Below are 3331 nucleotides of genomic sequence, written 5' to 3' on the forward strand. Positions count from 1 at the left end.
GGCTCTGTTGCAAAAAATAGCGTTGGCTAGAGTAAATCTCTGATATTTTTGATTATGCGGTGTAAATATCGAATTGTCTTTCAATAAGACGGATTTCTCCTATGAGACCTTGCCCATATTTCCATGCATCCATCTGTCCTTTCTTGAACATGTGCATGAGTTCAAACCCCTTGATCGTTGCATAGGCGGTCTTCATGGATTTGAACCCGCGTACGGGATTTATCAGCTGTTTGAGTTTTCCATGATCAGCCTCGACAATATTGTTCAAGTACTTTACCTGCCGGTGTACCGTATCCTCAGGGCATTTCCCTTCTTCCTTCAACTCATCAATGGCAGGACCGAAAGTCGGCGCTTTATCTGTATTAATTGTCTGCGGATGTGCCCATGGTTTTATGGATTTGAGCGCTTTGCCTAGAAACCGTTTGGCGGCTTTCTTATTACGGGTAGGTGAAAGATAGAAATCAATCGTGTCACCGTGCTTATCAATAGCTCGGTACAAATATGTCCATTTCCCTTTAACCTTCACATAGGTTTCATCTACCCGCCAGCTGTAGCCCATCGTCGGCTTGTAGTACCACCGCATGCGTTTTTCCATTTCGGGTGCATAATGTTGAACCCAACGATAAAGCGTTGTGTGATCGACTTCAAATCCACGCTCCAACATCATTTCTTCCAATTCACGATAGCTAATTCCGTACTTGCAGTACCATCTAACACAACCCAGGATTACACCGCCCTGGTAATGTCGCCATTTGAAATCCGACATTGAGAAATACCCTGAAAAAATTCAATAATGCACCAATTTTCTTATTTTTTGCAACAGAGCCGCCAGGGCCACTTATAAAGAAGGAGTACTGCGCGTGGAGTTGCCTAAGTCAAACCATGGGCGACGCAAAAAAGTAACCGTGGAGATCAAATAGCGGCAATAGGGTGAATAGGGTCACTTGATGATGACGGCACGATATGCATACGTCCCCGACCATAATGCGCCTTGCCTACTCGCGGTCACTGCGCGGGCGTGCCAGAGGTGTTCCGCTTAGTGTATTGAAGGTGGCGCGGCAGGCACAGCAGCGGTAGCGTTGTAACCCAGAAGCCGATCCCCAGCGTGCAATTTTGTTATGACCGCACTTGAGACACAATGGCGTGACCAGTATGCGATTTTCAATCAACGTATTGACGGCCTGAATATGCCCAATCTTGTGCAAACAATCTGCTAATAACCTTCTCTGGCGCAGAGTCATTCTTTCAAGCTTTGCTGTCAATAGTTGGAATTCTTTAATTTTCGTCACAGACCCTATCTTATTGATTCATATGGGAACAGCATAGACCGCTATTTAACGGTGACATAGCCACGAATAATATAGGGTAGCGTCCCTTTTTTCCATATTTGACAGCACACCTCAGTTTATGGCTTTAGCAGGATAACTGTACCCGCAAATAAGTGTGGCTTTCACTTTACGAATGTTTGCGACAGAACCGCCGGAATTGCTTATGATATTGGTCAGTTTTACTTGACCACTTCAGGCTGATCATCTTCATAGTCTTTCAAGAGCTGACTAGTTTCTTTACGTTCTTCCGGCGTATTGTTGCCGTATCTTTCGTCTAAAGCAAAAGCAGCCGTTTGTCCATATTTGTCCTTATCCTTGACCTGAGCTCCGGCCTCGAGTAGAGCTTGAACGATCTTTTTGTCGCGTGAACCGGTTGCCAGCATCAAGGCCGTTTTGCCGTATTTATCTTTAGCATTTACATCCGCGCCCTTTGCCAAAAGGGCTTTTACGATCTCCAGCGATTCCTCATTTGTCGGTACTCCGTTCGAATAAAGCAGGGCCGTCGTCAGCGACGTCCATCCGTGACCACCAACAACTGTTGTATTGACTTCCGCTCCCCTATCAAGCAGAGCCCGTACGACATTGGAAGATCCTCTCTGTGCTGCTAGATACAAAGGAGTTATTCCGGAATCACTCTTAAGATTCACATCCACACCATTTTTGAGCAAGAACAGCACCGTCTCGTGTATTTTTTCTTCGCTTACTCCTGACCTATAATCCCACAAGCCGCCCATCTCTCTTTTCTTTCTAGAATCTGCAGCCGACAAAAGCGCTGCCTCGCCTACCGCCTTAAGATCGGCACCATTTCTCAACAAGAGTTTCATATTGTTGAGCATACTTCGTCCCGCAGCGGATAAAAATGCCTCATTCAGAAACTTGCGATCTGGACTGCCCTCTAGCAAGAGTTGCAGAATTTCAGCGTCTTCCATCTGCGCTGCAAGAGATAATTCCGAAGAGTCAATTCTCGCTTTGGCCTTGACCAAAACGCGTACAATCTCAGGGTGTCCTTGCACATTCTTAGAGTGCTTCCTACCGCGCACTGCCGAATATATAGCTCTACCATATTCACTATCCTCCGCATTGGGATCCATTCCTGCGGTTAGAAACAAATTAATCGCTTGAACGTCACCTTTTTCTGCTGCCTCAATAAAGGTATCAGCCGTATAAGGCAACATCAAACGACTCAATTCTATACGTGCCGCCTCGGGACTCATGGCAGGTGGAGGTGTAACCAGCTCTATCAGTTTTTTGGCCGCATCAGTAAATGTAGCCATGTAAATGACAATCGTGCCCAAGAAAATTAGAACAAGGATCAGTGGGTGATTCTTTGCTCTTGAAATCATGCTGTTTGTTTTATTCATATCTGAAGTGTCTCCTCATGACTGGTCAGGGTAAAAGTTAGGCTATGTCTGCATTAGACGTTGAAACTGATTTTCTCGTCCGAGAGCGGCCTGGAGACCAATGATTGGCGAGTTGTGCCCACCCCAACGTTCCAGCCATCTACGCCAGCCCAGGTAATTTTCCAGGTATTTGGTTGCGACCCCATGAAATCTTTTCATCCACTGTTTAAGTCTGCTGTCGTAGGCATTAACATTCTGGATATGGTAAACACCAGCAATGACTCGAATTCCAGCAGAGAGATTGACGGGGCGATGGGTAATTCCGAGGCTATGAGCCACAGACCGGTAGACGGCAGCGCCATCACTACAGAAAATGGCATCTTTTGCCAGGATAGCCCGCAAAGGAGGCTCAATTGTCTTTTTATCAAGCGCATTCAACATGAAATCTGCTGTTGCACCAGAGCGGTCGCGTACTACCAGCACCGGCACCTGATCTTTGCCTGTTCCACGTGCATGGATTTGCTTGCCGCGTTTACGCGGTGGACGATTCAGGTGACGTTGACCTTTGCAGGAAGAGGGAAAAAAGGTCTCATCCGCCTCAATGATTCCTTGCAAGTGGTTGGCTTTAGTAGCCGCCGGCAAAGTCAGGAACCGATGGCGCCA

General features: G+C 46.7%; 3 protein-coding genes and 1 pseudogene. All 4 read right to left on the minus strand.

Translation table 11 applies throughout. The features are described 5' to 3' along the window. Nucleotides 1–52: 52 nt before the first annotated feature. Nucleotides 53–766, minus strand: coding sequence for an IS6 family transposase (locus NSMM_RS14005; RefSeq protein WP_090288019.1), 714 nt, complete (start codon nt 764–766; stop codon nt 53–55). Between the two features lie 244 nt (nt 767–1010). Continuing rightward, nucleotides 1011–1241, minus strand: a pseudogene (locus NSMM_RS14010) (transposase); the annotation flags it as partial. A 266-nt stretch (nt 1242–1507) separates the two neighbouring features. After that, the gene (locus tag NSMM_RS14015; protein WP_090288401.1) at nt 1508–2689 is read right to left on the minus strand and encodes an ankyrin repeat domain-containing protein; all 1182 of its coding nucleotides are present in this window, start codon (nt 2687–2689) and stop codon (nt 1508–1510) included. A 42-nt stretch (nt 2690–2731) separates the two neighbouring features. Continuing rightward, nucleotides 2732–3331 (minus strand): IS1595 family transposase (locus tag NSMM_RS14020; RefSeq protein WP_143001962.1); only part of this gene is annotated, 600 nt, incomplete at its 5' end.

The organism is Nitrosomonas mobilis, from assembly GCF_900103035.1.
GTDB classification, from domain to species: Bacteria; Pseudomonadota; Gammaproteobacteria; order Burkholderiales; family Nitrosomonadaceae; genus Nitrosomonas; species Nitrosomonas mobilis.